Raw genomic sequence first — 5,146 nt, 5'->3', positions numbered from 1 at the left:
GAATTGGTGGATGGCAAGTTTGTCGTGACCGATTACTTCCAAGCGATTTTTAATCCCTTTATGGTCAATAGTGTGCTGCATATGTTCTTTGCCACTTTGGAGACCTCTTTATTTGTCATTGGCGGGATTAGTGCGTGGTATATCTTAAATCGCAATCAACGCTACCAACAATTCTTTACCCGATCCTTTAAGATTGTTCTTGCGGTCGCGATCGCGGTTGCCCCTTTACAAATCTACATTGGACACCTCAGCGGCGAACAAGTTTATCATCAACAGCCGACTAAAATGGCAGCAATGGAAGCCCAGTGGGAAACAGCCCCGGGGGGACAACCCGCCGATTGGAGTTTAGTTGCCATTCCCAATAGTAAAGCGGAACGCAATGACTGGGAAATTTCCATTCCCAACGGATTAGGCTATATCCTCGAATTAAAACGAGATTTATCTGAACCCGTCCGAGGCTTAAAAGAATGGAAACCCGAAGATCGTCCGGGAATGGTAGGACTGATTTACTACTCATTTCGGATCATGGTCGGGATTGGTTTCTTCTTAGCCGGATTAATGGGCATTACCGTGATTCAATGGCTGCGAGGGAAACTCGCACCGGTGCAAATTGCCAATCAAAAGTGGCTACTTCTGGGTTGGATGGTTTCTGCGCCCCTAGGTTATATCGCGATCGAGTCCGGTTGGATTGTGCGTTGTGTCGGGCGACAACCCTGGACAATGTATGAGGAAATTCGCACCGTTGATGCTGCATCGAATTTACCCGCCTCAGAAATTCTCACCTCACTGTTAGCCTTTACAGGAGTTTATAGTCTCCTATTTATTTCGGCACTCTATTTCGGGAGTCGGATTATTCGCCAAGGACCGAATTTTGACTTACCCGTTCCCAAAGAAACCTTACAGCCCACTCCCGTTGAACATACCCCAGATCGTCGCCCTGTAGAAAGTTAATCATGGAAACCCTTAGCTATTTTTTACCGCAAGTTTGGTTCGTCATTTTGGCGTTATTTCTGTTCCTGTACGTTATGCTCGATGGGTTTGACTTAGGAGTTGGCATTTTATCCCTCACCTCTTCTAATGAGGAACGCCGTGGCTTACTGATGACCAGTTTAAGTAACGTTTGGGACGCCAATGAGACCTGGCTAGTCTTAATGGGCGGGGCACTCTTTGGTGCCTACCCCTTAGCTTACAGCACCATTTTAAGCGCCTTATACATCCCGATTTGGCTGATGGTCTTTGGCTTTATTTTCCGTGCCGTTGCCTTTGAGTTTCGGGAACATTCAGAACAGAAATTTTTCTGGAATGCTGCCTTTGGCTTAGGGAGTTTACTGGCTACAGTTGGCCAAGGATTTGCCTTAGGGGGAGTCTTAACCAGCATTAATGTCGATGAAGCGGGACATTTCATCGGTGGGATTTGGGATTGGTTGAGTTTACCGTCTGTATTAGTCACACTGACCTTGATTCAAGGGTATGTTCTCAGCGGTTCAACCTATTTAGTGATGAAAACAGAAGGGGCCTTGCAGCAAACTCACTATCGCACCGCCAAAATTGCTGCGATTACCACGTTAGTGGGTGCGGTATTAATTACCATTACCACTCCTATTTTCTTAGAAGAAGCGCGATCGCGCTTGTTTGAACCCCCCTTTCTTTACATTTTTGCCACCATTCCCCTTTTGGGCGCCTTCTTTATTTGGCAACTGCTACGCAGCCTCAATCAGCAACAAGAACGCGCCCCCTTTGTTTGGACAATTTTAGTGTTCTTGCTCTCGTTTTTAGGCTTAGGGGTTATTGTTTTTCCCTACATTATTCCCCGTTCCATTACAGTTTATGAAGCGGCGGCAGACCCTAGTGCTTTAGTGTTTATGCTGACCTTTATTGGCTTTTTAATTCCGATTATGTTGGCGTATAACATCTATCAGTATGTGGTGTTTCGCGGTAAGGTTAGAAGTAGTAATTACGAAGGATAAGTTAAGGTTTGTGGGAGGAGTCATTTCTCCCTTTTTTTATGAACCACAAAGACACAAAGATCACAAAGTTTAGTTGTTAACGAGTCGTTTAATTCCATTTTTAAGAATCGGAACATTGAAGTTAATCAGTAAGCCAAGCCAAAGTTGACGTAGTTTAAGATAGGTTAGGAGTTGTGCTGTATGAATTGGCTGTAGATTATCAACCGTTTTCAGTTCAATTATTACTAAGTTTTCAACTAATAGATCTAAGCGGTATCCACATTCAATCTGAACTCCTTTATAAGTAACCGGTTGGGAAACTTGACTTTCCACACTTAAGCCCTTCTCTTCTAACTCATACTTTAAACAAGCTTCATAAGCTGATTCTAATAGACCAGGACCTAATTCTCGATGTACATTGATTGCAGCACCTATAATAACTTTTGATAAGCGATCTGCTTCTTTACGATTCATGCTTTGTGTCCTTTGTGTCTTTGTGGTTTATAGATTTTATTGTCTATGATAAAGACTTATAAAATCACTTTCTGCTAAAATCTTCTGGAAAACCTAAATTAATTCCAACCTTGAAACCTCAAATTCCCTCACAACGCTGGCAAATTATTGAACTTGATCAAGAAAAAATTACTCCTTTAATGACAGCAACCGGATTATCCCCGCTGTTAGCGCAAGTATTGATTAATCGCGGTATTTTAAACCCTGAAGCGGCAAAAGTTTATGTTGATCCGGAAACAGAAAAATTACCTTCTCCGCAAACAGAATTTCCTGATTTAGAGGAAAGTATTACTTTAATTATTGACGCGATCGCGCAAGAAGAATCAATTATTATTTGTGGGGATTATGATGCGGATGGGATGACTAGTACTGCGCTTTTATTAAGAACGTTACGTCATCTCGGGGCAGAGGTGGATTATTTAATTCCGAGTCGAATGAAAGAAGGATATGGGATTAATACTCGCATTGTGGAAGACTGTGCCAGTAATGGGGTGGGTTTAATTTTAACGGTTGATAATGGAATTGCTGCTTATGATCCGATTTATCGGGCAGTAGAATTAGGGTTGCAAGTGATTATTACTGACCATCATGATCTCCCAGAAACGTTACCGCCAGCTGATGCGATTTTAAACCCCAAATTATTACCAGAAAATTCTCCCTATCGCGGATTAGCTGGGGTGGGAGTTGCTTATATCTTAGCGGTAGCAACGGCGCAAAAGTTGGGGAAACTTCAAGGATTTACAGCTCAACTTTTGGAGTTATTTACATTAGGAACAATCGCGGATTTAGCCCCGTTAGTGGGAGTGAATCGCCGTTGGTTGAAACGCGGTTTACGTCAACTCCCCAAATCAGAAATTCCAGGGGTGCAAGCGTTGATGCAGGTGAGTGGGGTGAATGATACGCAAAAAGCCGTGAAACCGGATGATATTGGCTTTCGGTTGGGACCGAGAATCAACGCGATTGGGCGGATTAGCGACCCGCAAACGGTCATTGAACTCTTAACCACAGATGACCCAGGGATTGCATTAGAACGGGCGATGCAGTGTGAACAAGTGAATACGAAACGTCAAGAACTGTGCGCCCAAATTGAACAAGAAGCCATTGCTTATTTAGAAACGGGAGAAATTGATTGGTTGCGCGATCGCGTAATGGTCATTGTTCAACCGAATTGGCATCATGGAGTGATTGGTATTGTTGCCTCGCGTTTAGTTGATCGCTTTGGTGTTCCTGTTTTTATTGGTACTTATGAAGATGAAGAACAGAGTCAAATTCGCGGTTCAGCAAGGGGAATTCCTGAGTTTCATGTCTTTGATTCCCTTGTATATTGTCAACATTTACTGGAAAAATTTGGCGGTCACAAAGCAGCGGGCGGTTTTAGTTTAGCAACCCAAAATCTAGCTGTTTTTCGGAAACGGTTGAGTGAATTTTCTCATCAATGTTTAAAACCAGAGTATCTTAAACCTTTAGTTAAAATTGATGCGACAGCAACCTTCGCGGAATTAACCCCTGACTTTTATCAGCAAGTGGATAGTTTACAACCCTGGGGAATTGGGAATGAAGAACCCATCTTTTTAAGTCAAACTGTTACCATCATTGACCAGAAAATTGTTGGGAAAAATCATCTCAAATTAACGTTTAGTCAAACAATAGAAGGGAATCCTGTCCAAAAAGCGGCAATGGGTTGGCGCTGGGGAGACTATTTTCCGTTACCGAAACAAGTTGATATCGCTTATAAATTACGAGAAAATCATTGGCAAGGTCAAATTACTCTAGAATTAGAATTATTAGGCTTTCGCTTACCGCAACAAACTCAGCAACAAGAAACAACTTATGATTACCAAGGACGGACTTATCACTGTTGGCTGTGGGATCATTTAAATGAATTAAGAATCGAAAATGAGCAAGGGAATCTCCTAATCGTAACGAAGGGAGAACGCACAGGACACTTGAAGACAAATCGCCAACACCTCCAACCCATTAATGTTACACAACCTCCCTACTATGATGTTATTAAAGCAGCGGTTTCTGCACTTGATAAAATTTAGGTTACACTTGATGCCCTTGCTTCTAATTGAGAAAAATCAAGGATAAGACTACAATAAATAGTCCTCCTAGTAAGAACAATCTTCTCGTTGTTCGGTTACTTTTTTCCAGAATTTCCGAGTAAGAAAATTCATGATTTTGAATCAATAAGAAAGAATGCGGATCAAAAAAGTAGGGAAATAAACGATGTAAGACTAAACGGATGAAAAAGTTAATCCCCCATAATTTTTTCCGTAAAGGCGCTTGGTTATATTGCCAAGGATAGCTGATTTGTACGAGACGAATTAAGGCTTTAACATCGGGTTCCCGTTGCGTTTGATAGCGCGGGAGTGCTTGCGATAGATGATCATTCGTCTCTTCTAAAATTTTGTGGAAGATATAGCTATCTTCTAAAGCAGCATTCACGCCTTGCCCAATATCAGGCGGAAAACAATGCACAGCATCTCCCAATAAAATGACAGCTGTCCCTTGATTATTGTCCAGTTTGCCGAAGAGTTTATACAATCCTGAACAATATTGAGGGGTGGGAAATTGTCCTCCCTTACTGGAAAGAAATCGAGCCATTTCTTCAGCAGAGATGATTTTATCCAGCGGTAACTGCGGAAAGGCTTCCTTTAAAAAATTTTCCAATTCTTCTTCAGTTT

General features: G+C 42.1%; 5 protein-coding genes. 3 read left to right on the top strand and 2 right to left on the bottom strand.

Annotation, left to right across the window (positions count from 1 at the left end):
• Positions 1-951, top strand: a 951-nt coding sequence (locus tag GVY04_17300) for a cytochrome ubiquinol oxidase subunit I (protein NBD17816.1), incomplete at its 5' end; no start/stop codon positions are given.
• Positions 952-953: 2 nt separating this feature from the next.
• Positions 954-1,967: a cytochrome d ubiquinol oxidase subunit II gene (gene cydB / locus GVY04_17295; protein NBD17815.1), complete on the top strand. Its 1,014-nt coding sequence runs from the start codon at positions 954-956 to the stop codon at positions 1,965-1,967.
• A 69-nt stretch (positions 1,968-2,036) separates the two neighbouring features.
• Here cydB and GVY04_17290 read toward each other — a convergent pair whose 3' ends face one another.
• On the bottom strand, positions 2,037-2,420 hold the full coding sequence (locus GVY04_17290) for a GxxExxY protein (GenBank protein ID NBD17814.1): 384 nt from the start codon (positions 2,418-2,420) through the stop codon (positions 2,037-2,039).
• Between the two features lie 179 nt (positions 2,421-2,599).
• Between GVY04_17290 and recJ the strand changes: the two genes are divergently transcribed.
• Positions 2,600-4,504: a single-stranded-DNA-specific exonuclease RecJ gene (gene recJ / locus GVY04_17285; protein NBD17813.1), complete on the top strand. Its 1,905-nt coding sequence runs from the start codon at positions 2,600-2,602 to the stop codon at positions 4,502-4,504.
• Between the two features lie 22 nt (positions 4,505-4,526).
• Here recJ and GVY04_17280 read toward each other — a convergent pair.
• On the bottom strand, positions 4,527-5,146 hold a 620-nt coding region (locus tag GVY04_17280; protein NBD17812.1), incomplete at its 5' end, for an FAD-binding monooxygenase.

The organism is Cyanobacteria bacterium GSL.Bin1 (genome assembly GCA_009909085.1).
Taxonomy (GTDB): Bacteria; Cyanobacteriota; Cyanobacteriia; order Cyanobacteriales; family Rubidibacteraceae; genus Halothece.
Note: the sequence above shows the minus strand (reverse complement) of the source record. Positions and strands in the feature narration are given on the sequence as shown.